13 protein-coding genes are annotated in these 16,987 nt (G+C 69.1%); 11 read left to right on the top strand and 2 right to left on the bottom strand.

Annotation, left to right across the window (positions count from 1 at the left end; all coding sequences use genetic code 11):
- Entirely contained in the window at positions 1-597 is a 597-nt protein-coding gene (locus tag IG194_RS00515) for a TetR/AcrR family transcriptional regulator (protein WP_009623041.1), read from the bottom strand.
- Between the two features lie 169 nt (positions 598-766).
- Between IG194_RS00515 and IG194_RS00510 the strand changes: the two genes are divergently transcribed.
- The 4 genes from IG194_RS00510 to IG194_RS00495 all read left to right on the top strand — a co-directional run bounded on the left by IG194_RS00510 (position 767) and on the right by IG194_RS00495 (position 7,082).
- On the top strand, positions 767-2,251 hold the full coding sequence (locus IG194_RS00510; RefSeq protein WP_058490113.1) for a flavin-containing monooxygenase: 1,485 nt from the start codon (positions 767-769) through the stop codon (positions 2,249-2,251).
- 82 nt (positions 2,252-2,333) lie between these two features.
- Positions 2,334-3,779, top strand: coding sequence for an aldehyde dehydrogenase family protein (locus IG194_RS00505; RefSeq protein ID WP_043272012.1), 1,446 nt, complete (start codon positions 2,334-2,336; stop codon positions 3,777-3,779).
- A 104-nt stretch (positions 3,780-3,883) separates the two neighbouring features.
- Positions 3,884-5,695 (top strand): DUF1302 domain-containing protein, encoded by a 1,812-nt coding sequence (locus IG194_RS00500; protein ID WP_058490111.1) that lies wholly within the window; start codon positions 3,884-3,886, stop codon positions 5,693-5,695.
- 13 nt (positions 5,696-5,708) lie between these two features.
- The gene (locus IG194_RS00495) at positions 5,709-7,082 is read left to right on the top strand and encodes a DUF1329 domain-containing protein (protein WP_009623036.1); all 1,374 of its coding nucleotides are present in this window, start codon (positions 5,709-5,711) and stop codon (positions 7,080-7,082) included.
- 66 nt (positions 7,083-7,148) lie between these two features.
- On the opposite strand, the gene IG194_RS00490 is transcribed toward IG194_RS00495, so the two are convergent.
- Positions 7,149-8,048, bottom strand: coding sequence for a LysR family transcriptional regulator (locus tag IG194_RS00490; protein WP_058490110.1), 900 nt, complete (start codon positions 8,046-8,048; stop codon positions 7,149-7,151).
- 153 nt (positions 8,049-8,201) lie between these two features.
- Here IG194_RS00490 and IG194_RS00485 point away from each other — a divergent pair, with 153 nt between their 5' ends.
- The 7 genes from IG194_RS00485 to IG194_RS00455 all read left to right on the top strand — a co-directional run bounded on the left by IG194_RS00485 (position 8,202) and on the right by IG194_RS00455 (position 16,933).
- Positions 8,202-8,855: an NADPH-dependent F420 reductase gene (locus IG194_RS00485; protein WP_009623032.1), complete on the top strand. Its 654-nt coding sequence runs from the start codon at positions 8,202-8,204 to the stop codon at positions 8,853-8,855.
- Positions 8,856-8,926: 71 nt separating this feature from the next.
- A complete protein-coding gene (locus tag IG194_RS00480) occupies positions 8,927-10,006 on the top strand; it encodes an AraC family transcriptional regulator (protein ID WP_160329418.1) in 1,080 nt (359 codons plus the stop codon).
- A gap of 163 nt (positions 10,007-10,169) precedes the next feature.
- A complete protein-coding gene (locus IG194_RS00475; RefSeq protein WP_058490108.1) occupies positions 10,170-11,975 on the top strand; it encodes a DUF1302 domain-containing protein in 1,806 nt (601 codons plus the stop codon).
- A gap of 10 nt (positions 11,976-11,985) precedes the next feature.
- Entirely contained in the window at positions 11,986-13,353 is a 1,368-nt protein-coding gene (locus IG194_RS00470) for a DUF1329 domain-containing protein (protein ID WP_058490107.1), read from the top strand.
- A gap of 10 nt (positions 13,354-13,363) precedes the next feature.
- Complete coding sequence (locus tag IG194_RS00465) at positions 13,364-14,356, top strand: Ldh family oxidoreductase (RefSeq protein WP_058070449.1); 993 nt, start codon at positions 13,364-13,366, stop codon at positions 14,354-14,356.
- Positions 14,357-14,924: 568 nt separating this feature from the next.
- On the top strand, positions 14,925-15,986 hold the full coding sequence (locus IG194_RS00460) for an LLM class flavin-dependent oxidoreductase (RefSeq protein ID WP_197674138.1): 1,062 nt from the start codon (positions 14,925-14,927) through the stop codon (positions 15,984-15,986).
- Entirely contained in the window at positions 15,983-16,933 is a 951-nt protein-coding gene (locus tag IG194_RS00455) for a pyruvate carboxyltransferase (RefSeq protein WP_058490106.1), read from the top strand. The genes IG194_RS00460 and IG194_RS00455 overlap by 4 nt, the downstream gene beginning before the upstream one ends.
- Positions 16,934-16,987 lie beyond the last annotated feature (54 nt).

The raw sequence follows: 16,987 nt of genomic DNA, 5'->3' as shown, positions 1-16,987 counted from the left end.
TCACTCGGCCTGCTCGCCGGCGGCCGCGCGGACGTCGCGCGAGCGCACCAGGTAGGGCTCGAACAGCGCCGCCATCTGGTTGTAGCCCCAGTTCAGGTGCTTGCGGGTGACGCGCACGATGCCGTGCCGCGAGTGCAGGTATTCGATCCAGTAGGTGGAGACGATCCAGGCGTTCTCCAGCAGCGCCTCCACCTGTTCCTCGCGCAGGTTCATGCGCCCGCTGCCGATCATCGCCAGCAGCTTGGCGCGGCCGTGGGCCTGGACCTCGTCGGAGAGCGTCTGCAGGCGCGGGCGCAGGCTGGGGTCGAGGGCGAACAGGGTCATGCTGTCGCGGTAGAAGAAGCGCCATTCCCACATCAGCTGGAACCACAGGTGCAGGTCGTCCTGCTGCGAGGCCACGCGCAGCTGCTCGGCGGCGAACTGCTCGAACAGCTCGCTGACGATGTCGGCCTTCTTCTTGAAGTAGTAGTACAGGTTGCCCTCGTTGATGCCCACCGCCTCGGCGATGGCCGCGGTGGTCACGGCGGCCACGCCGCTGGTGTTGAACAGCTTGCGGCACGTGACCAGGATGCGCTCCCGGGTGTTCTGGCGCTTCATGGGCTTCACCTGTTCGGCGGTTGACATTGTAAGGTGTTCACCTTAGATTCGGTTTTAAGGTGCCTACCTTAAAGCAGGCGCCGGAGTTTTTGCATCTTAGCGACGCTTCACCGCATAAAAAAGCATCCCCCGGCGGCGCCAGGGGTACGACAACAGCGTGGAGATCCAGATGTCGGTCGAGCATTTCGATGTACTGGTGGTGGGCGCCGGGCTGTCCGGCATAGGCGCCGGCTACCACCTGAAGACGCGTTGCCCGGAGCGCAGCCTGGCGATCCTGGAGGCGCGCGAATCCATCGGCGGCACCTGGGACCTGTTCCGCTACCCCGGCGTGCGCTCGGACTCGGACATGTTCACCCTGGGCTATGCCTTCCGCCCCTGGAAGGCCGGCAAGGCCATCGCCGACGGCGCCAGCATCCTCGAATACATCCGCGACACCGCGCGGGAGTTCGGCATCGACCGGCACATCCGCTTCGGCCACCGCATCGTCTCGGCGGCCTGGTCGTCGCAGCATGCGCTGTGGCAGCTGCAGGTCGAGGTGGGCGGCCAGCTGCGCGGCTTCACCTGCAACTTCCTCTACCTGTGCAGCGGCTACTACCGCTACGACGCCGGCCACCTGCCGGCGTTCCCCGGCATCGAGCGCTTCAAGGGGCGCCTGGTGCACCCCCAGCAATGGCCGCAGGACCTCGACTACCAGGGCAAGCGCATCGTGGTGGTGGGCAGCGGCGCCACCGCCGTGACCCTGGTGCCGAGCCTGGCCGGCGAGGCGGCTCACGTCACCATGCTGCAGCGCTCGCCTTCCTACGTACTGTCGCTGCCGGACGCCGACGCGCTGGCCGATGTTCTGCGCAAGCTGCTGCCGGAGAAGCTGGCGCACCGGCTAGTGCGCGCCAAGAACGTGCTGCTGAGCATGTTCCTCTACCGCCTCTGCCGGCACCGCCCGGAACTGGCCAAGCGCCTGATCCGCAGCGGCATGCGCCGCTACCTGGGCGAGGGCTTTCCCCTCGACCCGCACTTCGCACCCAGCTACCAGCCCTGGGACCAGCGCCTGTGCCTGGTGCCCAACGGCGACCTGTTCCGCGCCCTGCGCAAGGGCAGCGCCTCCATCGTCACCGACCGCATCGAGGGTTTCAGCGAGCACGGCGTGCGCCTGGCCTCGGGCCAGGAGCTGGCGGCGGACATCCTGGTGGCCGCCACCGGCCTGGAGTTGGTGCCTTGCGGCGGCATCCGCTTCGAGGTCGACGGGCGCCCGGTCGCGGTGGGCGACACCTACAGCTACAAGGGCCTGATGATGTCCGGGCTGCCCAACGCGGCGGTCTGCGTCGGCTACACCCACCTGTCCTGGACGCTGCGCGCGGACCTCGCCTCCCTCTACGTCTGCCGCCTGCTGCGCTACATGGCGCGCAAGGGCTACAGCCACTGCGTAGCCCAGGCGGACGACCCGCGGATGCCCGCCGCGCCGCTGCTGGACCTGCAGTCCGGCTACATCCTGCGCGCCGCGCCGCTGTTCCCCAAGCAGGGCCCGGGCGCGCCCTGGCGGCAGAAGCAGAGCTACCTGGGCGACCTGCTGGACATGCGTTTCGGTCGCCTGGCCCAGCGCAACCTGAAGTTCCACCGCGCCACGCCGGCCGGGGAGGCCCTGCAACCCGGCACCTGAGCCGCGCCGCTGCAGCTTCCCGTGACGATGACCAGGGCCGGCGCCACAGCCGGGCCCGCTACCAGACTGCGAAGGAACGACCATGGCCTTTATCGAACGTGAAACCCCCGGCGCCGGCGACGCGGCACAGATCGCCGAACTGCAGCGGCTGCTCGCCGCCCAGCGCCGCGCCTTCCTCGCCGAGCCGATGCCCAGCCTGGCCCAGCGCCTGGCGCTGCTCGGCACCCTGGCGAACATGCTGCTGGCCAACCGCACGCGCATCCAGGAGGCCATCGCCAGCGACTTCGGCAGCCACCCGCGGCAGTTCGCCGACCTGGTGGAATGCCTGGGCGTGGCGGGGCGCGCGCAGTACGCCGCCGAGCACCTGGTGAGCTGGATGAAGCCCCAGGCGCGGGCCCTGGACCCGGCCCTGTACGGCAGCGCCAACGCCTATGTGCAGCCGCAGCCCAAGGGCGTGATCGGCAACATGGCGCCGTGGAACTTCCCCTTCGACATCGGCCTGGGGCCGGTGGTGGAGATGCTCGCCGCCGGCAACCGGGTGATCGTCAAGCCTTCCGACCTGGCCCCGGCCTGCAGCGAACTGCTGCTGGAGATGCTCGCCAGCCACTTCGACGCCGAGCAGCTCACCGCCGTGGCCGGCGGCCTCGACCTGGCCCGGGCCTTCGCCGAACAGCCCTGGGACCACCTGATGTACACCGGCAGCACCGAGGTCGGCCGTCAGGTGGCGGTGGCCGCGGCGCACAACCTGGTGCCGGTGACCCTGGAGCTGGGCGGCAAGTGCCCGGCGATCATCGCCCCCGGCGGCCTGGACGAAGCCGCGGTGGAGCAGATCGTCGGCTGCAAGACCATCAAGAACGGGCAGATGTGCGTGACCGTGGACTACGTGCTGGTCCACGAGGATGACCGCGAGCGTTTCGTCCAGATGGTCGGCACCTTGCTGGACAGCCGCCTGCCGGGCTATGCCAGCCGCGCCGACACCACCGGCATCATCAACGCGCGGCACCTGCAGCGTCTGCTTGGCTACCTCGACGACGCCCGCGCCAGGGGCGCCAGCCTGGTGCAGTTCGGCGGCGAGGCACAGCCGCAGGCGCGGCGCCTGCCCTTCACCCTGGCCCTGGACGTGGACGACGGCATGCAGCTGATGCAGCGGGAGATCTTCGGTCCGATCCTGCCGGTGCTGACCTACCGCGAGCTGGACCAGGCCATCGCCTACGTCAACGCCCACGAGCGGCCGCTGGGTATCTACGTGTTCTCGGCCCACCCGGCCAGCGCCCACCGGGTGCTCGGCCGCACCGTTTCCGGCGGCGCCTGCATCAACTGCGCGGCGCTGCAGGCCGCGGTGCCCAGCCTGCCGTTCGGCGGCATCGGCAAGAGCGGCAGCGGGCGCCACCACGGCCATGAAGGCTTCCTCGAATTCTCCAACCTGCGCTCGGTGGTCGAGCGCGGCCAAGACGACCTGGTACGCGCCATGTTCGCCCCCTACGGCGAACTGGCCGACGCCCTGATCGCCGCTGCCACCGGCGGTTGAGGGGAGGGGTTCGCGCCGGCCCGGCGGGCCGCGCGGCACATGCCAACCCCGCCGCGGCCGGGCCGCGGCGGACGTGGATCGAGTCATCCATCAAGGAGCGCCAAATGATAAGAACAATAAGGTTCGCCGGCTTCAGCCCGAAGGTACTGGCGGTGGTGGTGGGCGTCGGCGTCAGTGCCGAGGCCTCGGCGGTCAATTTCAACATCGGCGAGATCCAGGGGCAGTTCGACTCCTCGCTGTCCATCGGCGCCAGCTGGAGCACCCAGAGTCCCAAGCAGGACCTGATCGGCGCGGCCAACGGCGGCCACGGCTTCACCCAGACCAACGACGACGGCCGGCTGAACTTCAAGCAGGGCGAGACCTTCTCGAAGATCTTCAAGGGCATCCACGACCTGGAGCTGAAGTACGGCGACTTCGGCGTCTTCACCCGCGGCAAGTACTGGTACGACTTCGAGCTCAAGGACGAAAGCCGCCAGTGGAAGGACATCGACGACCACGGCCGCAAGGAGGGCGCCAAGTCCTCCGGCTTCCAGCTGCTCGACGCCTTCGGCTACTACAACTACAGCATCGCCGAGAAGCCCGGCAGCGTGCGCCTGGGCAAGCAGGTGGTGAGCTGGGGCGAGAGCACCTTCATCCTCAACTCGATCAACAGCATCAACCCCATCGACGTCGCCGCCTTCCGCCGCCCCGGCGCCGAGATCAAGGAAGGCCTGATCCCGGTGAACATGGCCTTCATCTCCCAGGGCCTGACCGACCAGCTGTCGATGGAAGCCTTCTACCAGCTGGAGTGGGACCAGACCGTCATCGACAACTGCGGCACCTTCTTCTCCACCACCGACGTGGCCGCCGACGGCTGCCGGAACAACTACAACATCCTCGACCCGGCCTCGGTCGCCGGCCTCAACGCGCCGGCGACCAAGGCCGTGCTCAACTCCCTGGGCGTCACCGTCACCCCCGAGGGCCTGATGGTGCCGCGCGGCGCCGACCGCGACGCGCGCGACTCCGGGCAGTGGGGCCTGGCCCTGCGCTGGCTGGGCGACAACACCGAGTACGGCGCCTACTTCATGAACTACCACAGCCGCACGCCCATCGTCAGCATGCAGAACGCCAACCGCGGCGACATCGGCAATGCCCTGCTGGCGCTTTCCAGCCCGGCCACCGCGGCGCTGGCCCAGCCGATCCTGCTCGGCCGCGGCAGCTACTTCCTCGAATACCCCGAGGACATCCGCCTGTACGGCCTGAGCTTCTCCACCACGCTGCCGACCGGCACCGCCTGGAGCGGCGAGATCAGCTACCGGCCGAACATGCCGCTGCAGACCAACACCACCGACCTCACCCCGTTGCTGGCCACCACCGTGGCCGGCGGCTTCGCCGGCGGCGGCGTGGCCGGCGCGCTGGGGGCGGCCGGGCAGGTCAGCCATGGCTACATCCGCAAGGAGGTCACCCAGGCGCAGACCACCTTCACCCAGTTCTTCGACCAGGTGATGGGCGCCGAGCGCCTGACCCTGGTGGGCGAGCTGGGCCTGACCTACGTTGGCGGCATGACCGACGAGGTCGGCGAGCGCTACGGCCGCGACGCCGTCTACGGCGTGCCGGAAAACCCGGCGGCGGCCAGCCGCTACGGCAGCCACGGCTTCTACACCTCGTCGTCCTGGGGCTACCGCGCGCGGGCCATCTGGGACTACCCCAACGTCATCGCCGGCATCAACCTCAAGCCCAACCTGGCCTGGTCCCACGACGTCGACGGCTACGGCCCGGTGTTCAACGAGGGCAGCAAGGCCGCCAGCATCGGCCTGGACGCCGACTACCAGAACACCTACACCGCCAGCCTTTCCTACACCAACTTCTTCGGCGGCGATTACAACACCATCAGCGACCGCGACTTCGTCGCGCTCAGCTTCGGCGTGAACTTCTGAGGAGGGAGCCTGCATGAACAAGCCCAAGATACAGTTGCACGGCATCGCCCTGGTCCTGAGCCTGCTGGCGGGCCACGCGCTGGCGGCGGCCACGCCGGACGAACTGGCCAAGCTCGGCACTTCGCTGACGCCGCTGGGCGCCGAGAAGGCCGGCAACGCCGACGGCAGCATCCCGGCCTGGACCGGCGGCCTCAAGCCCGACGCCGCGCCGGTGACCGCCAATGGCTTCCTCGGCGACCCCTACGCCGGCGAGCAGCCGCTGTTCACCATCACCGCGAAGAACCTCGAGCAGTACCGCGCGCGCCTGTCCGAGGGGCAGCTGGCGATGTTCCAGCGCTACCCGGACAGCTACCGCATGCCGGTGTACACCAGCCACCGTTCCAACGCGGTGCCCGAGGCGATCTACGCGGCGGCGAAGGTCAGCGCCCGGAAGACCCGCCTGATCCCCAGCGGCAACGGCCTGGAAGGCTTCACCGACAGCCGCTACTACGCCTTCCCCATCCCCCACGACGGCCTGGAAGTGGTGTGGAACCACATCACCCGCTACCGCGGCGGCAACCTGCGGCGCCTGTACGTGCAGGCCGCGCCGCAGGTCAACGGCAGCTACAGCCTGGTCAACTTCGAGGACGAGGTGGCCTTCCCCGACAAGATGCCCGACCTGCCGGCGGACACCGCCGCCAACGCGCTGCTGTACTTCAAGCAGCAGATCACCGCGCCGGCGCGCCTGGCCGGCAACGTGCTGCTGGTGCACGACTTCCTCGACCAGGTGAAGCAGCCGCGCATGGCCTGGATCTACAACGCCGGCCAGCGCCGCGTGCGCCGCGCCCCGCAGGTGGCCTACGACGGCCCCGGCACCGCCGCCGACGGCCTGCGCACCTCGGACAACTTCGACATGTACAACGGCGCGCCGGACCGCTACGACTGGAAGCTGATCGGCAAGAAGGAGCTGTACATCCCCTACAACAACTTCCGCCTGGCCGCGCCGACGGTGAAGTACGCCGACATCCTCAAGGCCGGCCACACCAACCCGGAGCTGGCGCGCTACGAGCTGCACCGCGTGTGGGTGGTGGAGGCGACGCTGAAGAGCGGCGAGCGCAACATCTACGCCAAGCGCCGCTTCTACCTCGACGAGGACAGCTGGCAGATCGCGATGTCCGACCTCTACGACGGCCGCGGCCAGCTGTGGCGGGTCGGCCGCGCCATGCTGATGCCCTACTACCAGCGCGAAGTGCCGGCCTACGCCTTCGAGGAACTCGACGACCTGATCGCCGGGCGTTACATCGTCACCGGCCTGAGCAACGAGGAGAAGACCTTCGTGCAGTTCGACCTCAAGGCCTCGCCGGCCGACTTCACCCCCTCGGCGCTGCGCAGCACCGGGGTGCGCTGAAACCCGGCCACCGCCCTGTGCGCGCAAGCGGGCAGGGCGGTGGCGCCTTGCTCGCCAGCGTGGCGTTCAGGCCTGGCCGGCGCCAAGCTCCGCCACTACCTGGGCGACGAAGCTGCGCAGCTTCGGCGGCATGCGCCGGTCGCTGGCGTACAGCAGGTGCACCGGCCGCGCCGGCATCTGCAGCTGGGGGAACAGCCGCACCAGGCTGCCCCGGCGCAGGTCTTCGGCGAGCATCGCCTCGGCGCCGAGGAGGATGCCCAGGCCGTCGCGCGCCGCGGCTCGCTGGGCGCGCGCGTCGTTGACCTGGAAGCGGCTGCCGCGGGAGAAGTACTGCAGGCTTTCGCTGTCGAGCATCAGCCAGTCGCTGGCCGCCGCAGGCGACTGGAAGGTGAAGCCCAGGCACTGGTGCCGGGCCAGCTCGGCCGGGGCATGTGGCGTGCCGTGCTCGGCCAGGTAGGCCGGCGAGGCGCAGGCCACCAGCCGGTAGGGCGCCAGCGGCCGGGCGACCAGGCTGGAGTCGCCCAGGGTGCCAATGCGGATGACCGCCTCGAAGCCGTCGTCGATCAGGTCCACCAGGCGGTCGTTGAGCGACAGTTCCACCTGCACCTCGGGGTGCGCGCGCAGGTAGCGGCCGAGCAGCGGCAGCAGGCAGTAGGTGCCGTAGGTCACCGGGGCGCTGATGCGCAGGCGCCCGCGCGGCACCGCGCTGTGGTTCAGGGCCAGGGCGTCGGCCGCTTCCGCCTCGGCCAGCACCAGCTTGCAGCGTTCGTAGTACTGCTGGCCGACCTCGGTGAGGCTCTGCCGGCGGGTGGTGCGGTTGAGCAGCTTGACGCCCAGGCGCTCCTCCAGTGCGCCGACGTGCTTGCCGACCATCTGCGAGGACATGCCCAGGGCCGCGCCGGCGGCGGAGAAGGAGCCGCTGTCGGCGGCCTTGACGAATACCGCCATGCTTTGCAGACGATCCATGCTTCACGACTCGCGATTCAAAACCAATGGTTTCGGCACTTGCAAATGGAGGCCGATTTTTCCGCCTCCAGGTTTCAAATAGCATCCTGGCTTCCGGGTTGGCTGGCAAGCGCCAGCCGCCCCCCACCGAGAATGGACAACGGGAGACAGGCGATGCGTATCGGAATCATCGGGGCGGGCTTCATCGGCCGCGCCCTGGCAGAACTGGGCGTGAAGAACGGCTACGAGGTGATGCTCAGCAACTCCCGTGGCCCGCACACATTGACCAGCACCATGATCGCCCTGGGCTGCCGGATCGGCAGCGTGGAGCAGGCCGCCAGCTTCGGCGACCTGTTGCTGCTGGCGATCCCCTTCGGCCGCTACCGCGAGCTGCCGGCCCAGGCCTTCGCCGGCAAGATCGTGCTGGACGCCAACAACTACTACCCGCAGCGCGACGGCCAGTTCGCCGAGCTGGACAGCCAGGCGACCACCACCAGCGAACTGCTGGCGCAGCACCTGCAAGGCGCCCGCGTGGTCAAGGCCTTCAACGCCATCCTCGAACGCGACCTGGTCGCCGACGCGCGGCCCGCCGGCGCCGCCGACCGCCGCGCGCTGCCGATCGCCGGGGACGATGCGCAGGCCAAGCAGGCGGCCGCTGAACTGCACGAGCGCTTCGGCTACGACGTGGTCGATGCCGGTCCCCTGGCCGAGGGCTGGCGTTTCGAACGCGCCCGCCCGGCCTACTGCCGGCGCCTGGACAGCGCCGGCCTGCGCGCCGCGCTGGCCGATACCGGGCCCAACCAGGCCGAAGGCGCCTGGCGCAGCTGACGCGGCGCGGGGGAGGGCTCTGGCGCGGGGGATTCTGGTTTGCCACGAGTGACTCCGATAGTATGGGCGGCATGCCCAAGAGTCCCTCCGCACCGCCCGCCGCCAGGCCCTCCCGGCCTGTTTCGCCGCAGGAAAAGATCGCTTTCGTACCGCTGCCCAGCTGGATCCAGGCAGCGGCGCGCTGCGGTTTCGCCATCGACCCCATCCTCCGTGAGATCGGCGTGCGGGTGGATGGCATCCGCCTCAACGAGGTCAGCATCAGCCTGGCCCAATCCAGCCGGCTGATCGAGGCCTGCGTCGCCCGCTCCGAGGCGGCCAGGGCGCGTGGCGAGCATTTTCCCTTCGTCTTCGGCGAGTCCTTCGCCTTCGGCTCGATCCCCGAGATCGAGACCTACCTGGCCACCTGCACCACGCTGCGCAAGGCGCTGCGCGCGCTGGACTGGGTCAGCGAGCTGATGAGCCAGAGCCTGCGCATGACCCTGCACGAAAGCAGCCGCTACGCCCAGCTGCGCATCGACCTGGGCGACTACCAGGCCTGGCCGGCGCCGACGCGCTACTTCACCGAGGCCTGGCTGGCCTCGATGCTGCGCTTCACCCGCACGCTGATCGGCCGCAACGCCGTGGAGCGCGTGCTGGTGCGCCATGCCGCGCCGGAGTATGGCGAACTCTATGCCCGCCACTTCGCTGCCGAAGTGCGTTTCGAGCAGCCCTGCAACGCCATCGTGCTGCCCCGCGAACTGCTCGACCAGCCGCTGTTCGGCGCCTTGCCCGAGCTGCATCGGCAGGCCGAGGTGAGCATCGAGCAACGGGTTTCCCGGCTGACCTCGCAGGTGGGCATCAGCGGCCAGCTGGAACGGCTCTTCGGCGAGCGCCCGGCCTTGCTCAGCCTGGGCATCGAGGGCAGCGCCGAGGAACTCGGCATGCAGGTGCGCACCCTGCAGCGGCGCCTGCGGAGCGAGGGCGAGAGCTTCGCCGCGCTGCAGGCGCGCCTGCGCTTCCGCCAGGCCAGCAAGCTGCTGCGCGAAACCGACCTGGACCTGGACAGCATCAGCGAGCGCCTCGGTTTCTCCGAACGGCGCGCCTTCACCCGGGCCTTCAGCCGCTGGGCCGGCATGTCGCCCAGCGTCTTCCGGCGTTCGCAGAAGGGCTGAGGGCCCGGCTGGCAGCGACCGCCTTCGACTGTCGTCTTCGGTCCCCTGGGCGTCGCGGGCGGTCCTAGTTGCGCCCCGGGCCTGGCCCTATCGTTCTGCCACACCCCCGCCGGCCAGGCGGGCGGTGCCAGAACAATAAGAGGCCCAGCCTCAGGAGCGCCGAATGACAAGAACAAATCGGCAGGCCAACCTTGCGTCGCAGGTACTGACCTTCTCGGTCGTACTGGGATTGGCCGCCCCCGCCCATGCCTACAACTTCACCCTCGGCGAGATCGAAGGCCAGCTCGACTCCTCGCTTTCCTTCGGCGCCAGCTGGGGGACCTCGAAAATCGACAGGAACCTGGTCGGCATCAACAACGGCGGGCGCGGCCCGACCGCCACCGGCGACGACGGCCGCCTCAACTTCAAGCGCGGCGAGACCTTCTCGAAGATCTTCAAAGGCATCCACGACCTGGAGCTGAAGTACGGCGACTACGGCGCGCTGCTGCGCGGCCGCTACTGGTACGACTTCGAACTCAAGGACGAAAACCGGCCCTGGAAGGACATCGACGACCACGGCCGCGACGAGGGCGCCAAGGCCTCCGGCGGCGAAATCCTCGACGCCTTCGTCTACCGCAACTACGACATCGGCGGGCAGCCCGGCGCGGTGCGCCTGGGCAAGCAGGTGGTGAGCTGGGGCGAGAGCACCTTCATCGCCAACGGCATCAACGCCATCAACCCGGTGGACGTTTCCGCCCTGCGCCGCCCCGGCGCCGAGGTCAAGGAAGCGCTGATCCCGGTGAACATGCTCTCGCTGTCGCAGAGCCTCGGCGACTCGCTGAGCGTCGACGGCTTCTACCAGCTGGAATGGCAGAAGACCGTGGTCGACAACTGCGGCACCTTCTTCTCCAGCTCCGACGTGGTGGCCAAGGGCTGCAACGACAACAACCGCGTCGGCTCGCCGGCCATCGCGCCCCTGGAGCCCCTGGCGCGGGCCTTCGGCATCGGCTTCGACGTCGACGCCGAGGGCGTCGCCATCCCCCGCGGCAAGGACCGCGAGGCGCGCGACTCCGGGCAGTGGGGCCTGGCCCTGCGCTGGCAGACCGACAGCGTCGAGTACGGCGGCTACTTCATCAACTACCACAGCCGCACGCCGTTCCTCTCCACCCGGACGCCCAGCGGCCTGCTCGCGGTGGCCGCCAACCCGGCCTTCAACGCTGCCGCAGGGCCCCTGGCCGGCGGCCTGCTGCAGAGCGCCGCGCTGGGCACCGGCCAGTATTTCCTGGAATACCCGGAAAACATCCGCCTCTACGGCCTGAGCTTCGCCACCACGCTGCCCACCGGCACCGCCTGGAGCGGCGAGATCAGCTACCGGCCCAACGCGCCGCTGCAGATCAACACCACCGACCTGCCGCGGGCGCTGCTCAACCCCATCAGCGGTGGCCTCGCCTCGCCAACCATCCCCACCAGCGAGGGCGCCTACAACCAGGGCTACCGGCGCAAGGAGATCACCCAACTGCAGACCACCTTCACCCACTTCTTCGACCAGGTGATGGGCGCCGAGCGCCTGACCCTGGTGGGCGAGGTGGCCTACGACCACGTCGGCGGCCTGGAGAGCACTCACGACCTGCGCTACGGCCGCGACCCCAACTTCGGCAGCGTCGACGACCCGGCGCAGCGCGCCGAGTTCGGCACCGCCGGCTTCGTCACCCGCGACTCCTGGGGTTACCGCGTGCGCGCGCTGTGGGACTACAACAACGTGTTCGCCGGGGTGAACCTCAAGCCCAACCTGGCCTGGTCCCAGGACGTCGACGGCTACGGCCCCAACGGGCAGTTCAACCAGGGCGCCAAGGCCGCCAGCGTCGGCCTGGACGCGGACTACCTGAATACCTACACGGCCAGCCTTTCCTACACCAACTTCTTCGACGGCAAGTACAACACCCAGGGCGATCGCGACTTCCTCGCGCTCAGCTTCGGCGTGAACTTCTGAGGAGCCACAGATGCGTGCAACAACCCGATGGTTCGCTTCCCTGACCCTTTCCCTGCTGGCCACCAGCGTGCTGGCCGCGGCCACCCCCGACGAGGCCGCCAAACTCGGTAGCAGCCTCACCCCGCTGGGCGCGGAGAAGGCCGGCAACGCCGACGGCAGCATCCCGGCGTGGACCGGCGGCCTGCCGACCGATGCCGCGCCGATCGCCGCCGGCGGCTTCGTCGGCGACCCCTATGCCGGCGAGAAGCCGCTGTTCGTGATCACCGCGCAGAACCTGCAGCAGTACCGCGGCAAACTCACCGAGGGCCAGCTGGCGCTGTTCCAGCGCTACCCGGACAGCTACCGCATCCCGGTGTACAGCAGCCACCGCAGCGCGGCGCTGCCGCAGAAGATCTACGACCTGGCCAAGGTCAGCGCCCAGCGCACCAAGCTGGTGGAGGGCGGCAGCGGCCTGGCCGATTTCACCGACAGCCGCTATTACGCCTTCCCCATCCCGCACAACGGCCTGGAGGTGATCTGGAACCACATCACCCGCTACCGCGGCGGCACCTTGCGGCGCTCCATCGTGCAGGCGGCGCCGCAGACCAACGGCGAATACAGCCTGGTCAACTTCGAGGACGAGATCGCCATGCCCGACGGCCTGCCCGACCTGCCGGCGGACAAGGCGGCCAACCTGCTCTTCTACTACAAGCAGAAGGTCACCGCGCCGGCGCGCCTGGCCGGCAACGTGTCGCTGGTGGCCGAGACCATCGACCAGGTCAAGGAGCCGCGCCTGGCCTGGGTCTACAACGCCGGCCAGCGCCGCGTGCGGCGCGCCCCGCAGATCGCCTACGACGGCCCCGGCACCGCCGCCGACGGCCTGCGCACCTCGGACAACCTGGACATGTTCAACGGCGCGCCGGACCGCTACGAGTGGAAGCTGCTGGGCAAGCGGGAAATCTACATTCCCTACAACAACTACCGGCTGGCCTCGCCGCAGCTGAAATACGCCGACATCCTCAAGCCCGGGCACATCAACCAGGACCTGACGCGCTACGAGCTGCACCGCGTGTGGGTGGTGGAAGCGAGCCTGAAGAGCGGCGAGCGCAACATCTACGCCAAGCGCCGCTTCTACCTCGACGAGGACAGCTGGCAGATCGCCGAGTCGGAGCTCTACGACGGCCGCGGCCAGCTCTGGCGGGTGGGCGAGGCGCAGTTGTACCAGCAGTACGACAAGCAGATCCCGGTGTACGCCTTGGAAGCCTTGTATGACCTGATCGCCGGGCGCTACATCGCCATCGGCCTGGGCAACGAGGAAAAGGCGCCTGTGCAATACGGGATCGAGCTTTCTTCCAGTGACTTCAGCACCGCAGCACTGCGCAACGACGGCGTGCGCTAAGGGAGGCGATATGTTTCTGAGTATCCAGCAGGCCCGCGAACTGGCCGAAGCCGGCATGCGCGGTTGCGGCCACAGCGCCGAAGAGGCGAGGGTGATCGCCGACCACCTGATCGACTGCGAACTGCGCGGGCTGTCCTATGGCGGCCTGCCGCGGGCGCTGTCGATCATCGAGCGGATCGCCGCCAGCCCCACGCCGCCGCGGCCGATCCGTATCGAGCGGGAAAGCGCGGTGTCGGCGGCCATCGACGGCGGCGACCAGGTCGGCTACCTGGTCGCCCAGCGCGCCACCGACCTGGCCATCGCCAAGGCCCGCGACAGCGGCGTGGCCGTGGTCGGCGCCCGCCAGACCTGGTACACGGGGATGTTCTCCTACTACCTGGAACAGGTCACCGGCGCCGGCTTCGCCGGCATGATCGCCGGCAGCGGCGGGCACATAGTGGCGCCCCACGGCGGCACCGAAAAGCGCTTCGGCACCAACCCCATCGCCTTCGGCTTCCCCACCCCGACGGCGCCGATGATCTGGGACATCGGCACCTCCAGCGTGATGCTCGCCGAGGTGCTGCTGAAGCTGCGCCTGGGCGAGCAGCTGGCGCCGGGCCTGGCCTTCGACGGGCAAGGCCAGCCGACCCGCGAACCGGCCGAAGCTCTGGCCGGCGCCTTCAGCGTCTGGGGCGGCCACAAGGGCTCGGGCCTGGCGCTGGTGGTGCAACTGCTGGGCATGCTCTGCGGCGCCGCGGCGGCCCCTGAGGGGCTGCGCGATTGCGGCTTCTTCCTGCTGGTGGTGGACCCCGGCCTGTTCGGCGAGCGCGAGGCCTTCCGCCAGCGCGTGGGTGAGTACCTGGAAAGCCTGCGGGCGACCCGTCCGCTGGAGGAAGGTAGGCCGGTGAGGGTGCCGTTCGAGCGGTCGGCGGCGGAGCGTGAGCGGCGGCTGGCGGAGGGACGGATCGAGGTGGAGGAGGTGGTGTATCAGGCTCTGGTGAAGGTCGCTGGGACTGGAGGGTGAGGGAAGGGGAGTATGGTTTGGCGCTGGAGCGGTGTTGACGTCCGCAACCCTCTCCCCAGCCCTCTCCCTGAAGGGAGAGGGGGCCGTTCGGTGTGTGCGGGAAGTCAGCAGTTATCCTGATACTCCTTTCGCTCTTGAAACCTCCGTTGTTCCAGGATGACACCAAGCCCCAAATCCGCTCAGGACAGCCCCCTCTCCCTTCAGGGAGAGGGTTGGGGAGAGGGGCGGAGTCCAGCCAACACACTGTAGCTACCGGTGAACACCATTCGCGAGCAAGCTCGCTCCTACAACTGCAGGAATACACCAACGTAGGATGGGTTGAGCGAAGCGATACCCATCGCCACGACCGCATGGGTTTCGCCAAGGCTCAACCCATCCTACGAAAAGCAGCGCACAAACGCCGTTTCCCACCCCTGGGAAACGGCGTTTTCATTTGCCCGCCATACCCTGCATCGAGAACCTTCCAGTCTGTCGTCTTCGGTCCCCTGTCCGTCGTGGCCTGTCCTATGGAGCCCCGCGGCCGCGCCCTATAGTCGCCTCAAGCTCATCGCCGCTCCCCGTGGCGGCGATGCCCCATAACAACAACGAGGAACGGCAGCAGATGGTCAAGATATTCACCGTGGACAGTCCCTTCGAGAACAACGTCCCCAGCCCCGAGGCACTGGCGCGCCAGGCGCGCAAATGGGAGGCGGCGGAGGTCATCGACTACGTACTCTGCGGCTATTCGTCCCTGTGGCCGCACAACCTGGTGACTTCGCCGCTGCTGTTCGCCGAAAGCAGCCGCGTCAAGCTGATCGTCGCCCACCGCCCGGGGGTCATGCACCCGGCCGCCGCGGCGCGCTGCTTCGCCACCATGGACGTGATGTCCGGCGCGCGCCTGGCGATCAACTTCGTCACCGGCTCCTCGGACAAGGACGTGCACCGCGAGGGCGACTACGCCGACAAGGCCACCCGCTACGAGCGCGCCGGCGAGTACGTGGAAGTGATGAAGCGCTGCTGGAGCGAGCCGAAGTCCTTCGACTACCAGGGCGAGTTCTACCGCGCCGAGGCGGTGCGCCAGCTGCTGCGTCCGCTGAAGAACCACGTGCCGGTGTTCATGGGCGGCGACAGCGACGCGGCCATCGAATTCGGCGCCCGCCATGCCGACACCTACATGCTCTGGGGCGAGCCCCTGGCCGGCACCCGCGAGCGTATCGAGCGGGTGCTCGCCGCCGCCGAGAAGCATGGGCGCAAGCCGGAATTCTCGCTGAGCCTGCGGCTGTTCCTGGGCGACACCGACGAGGCCGCCTGGGCCGCCGCCCACGCCGCCGAGGACACCATCCTCGCCGCCCAGGGCAGCAACCGCTTCGCCCGCTCCAGCGCCGGCGACACCTCGGTGGGGCGCGAGCGCCAATTGTCGCTGACCAACGCCGACGTCCACGACGACTGCTTCTGGAGCGGGCTGGTCAAGCTGCTCGGCGGCTTCGCCAACTCGGCGGCGCTGGTCGGCACCCCGGACCGCGTCATGGCCACCCTCAAGCAGTACCACGCCCTGGGCATCGGCGCCTTCCTCTTCACCGGCGGCGCCGATGGCCTGTGGGAACCGTCGCTGAAGGACTTCCTGGTGCGCGTCAAGCAGGAGCTGCAATGAAGCCGGTGCGCCTTCGCGACATCTCGCCGCGCCTGGCCTTCCAGGCACGGCCGGCGAGCACCGCGCAGAAGATCGAGCTGGTCGACCGCCTGAGCGCGGCCGGGATGCGCGCCATCGAGGTGTCGTCCTTCGTCCACCCGAAGCTGGTGCCCGGGCTGGCCGACGCCGAGCAGGTGTTCGCCGGCGTGCAGCGCCGCGAGGGGCTGTCGCTGGAGTGCTGCGTGGGCAACCTCACCGGGCTCAAGCGCGCCATCGACGCCGGCGCCCACGTCGCCTGGTTCCTGCTGGCCGCCGACGAAGCCTTCGCCCGCGCCAACATCGGCCGCTCCATCGACGATTCCCTGCTTGAGCTTGAGAAGATGCGCGAGCTGGCCGAGGGCACCGGCACCGGCCTGGGCACCTATATCATCGCCGCCTTCGGCGGGCCCATCGGCCTGCCGCGCGGCCCGGCCAGCGTGCGGCCGCTGGCCGAGCGCCTGCTGGCCATGGGCGTCGAGCACTGGATCCTGGCCGACTCCTGCGGCTACGCGGCGCCGCCGCAGGTGCGCGCCATGGTCGAGTTCGCCGCCGGGCTCACCGGCATCGACCGGCTCAACGTGCAGGTCCACGACAGCCGCGGCATGGGCGTGGCCAACGTCGCCGAGCTGGCGCGCCTGGGCGTGGCCAACATCGACACCGCCCTGGCCGGCTCCGGCGGCCATCCGGCGGCGCCGGGGGCCTCGGTGGGTGGCGTCTGCACCGAGGACGCGGTGCAATTGCTGGAGCTGATGGGCGTGGGCACCGGGCTGGACCTGGGCGCGCTGATCGACACGGCGAACTGGCTGGACGCTATCCTCGGCGCAGGCGAGAAGGGTTTCACCCGGCGCGTCGGCAAGGTACCGCTGGACCAGGCCGAGCTGGAAGCCTTCCGCAAGGCCCAGGGTACCTTCGACTGGGCCAGGCGATAGAACACAGGGCCTGCGTGCCCGGCCGCCAGGCGCCACAGAGCGCCGCCGGCCGGT

The organism is Pseudomonas sp. ADPe, from assembly GCF_014843515.1.
Taxonomy (GTDB): domain Bacteria; phylum Pseudomonadota; class Gammaproteobacteria; order Pseudomonadales; family Pseudomonadaceae; genus Pseudomonas; species Pseudomonas citronellolis.
Note: the sequence above shows the minus strand (reverse complement) of the source record. Positions and strands in the feature narration are given on the sequence as shown.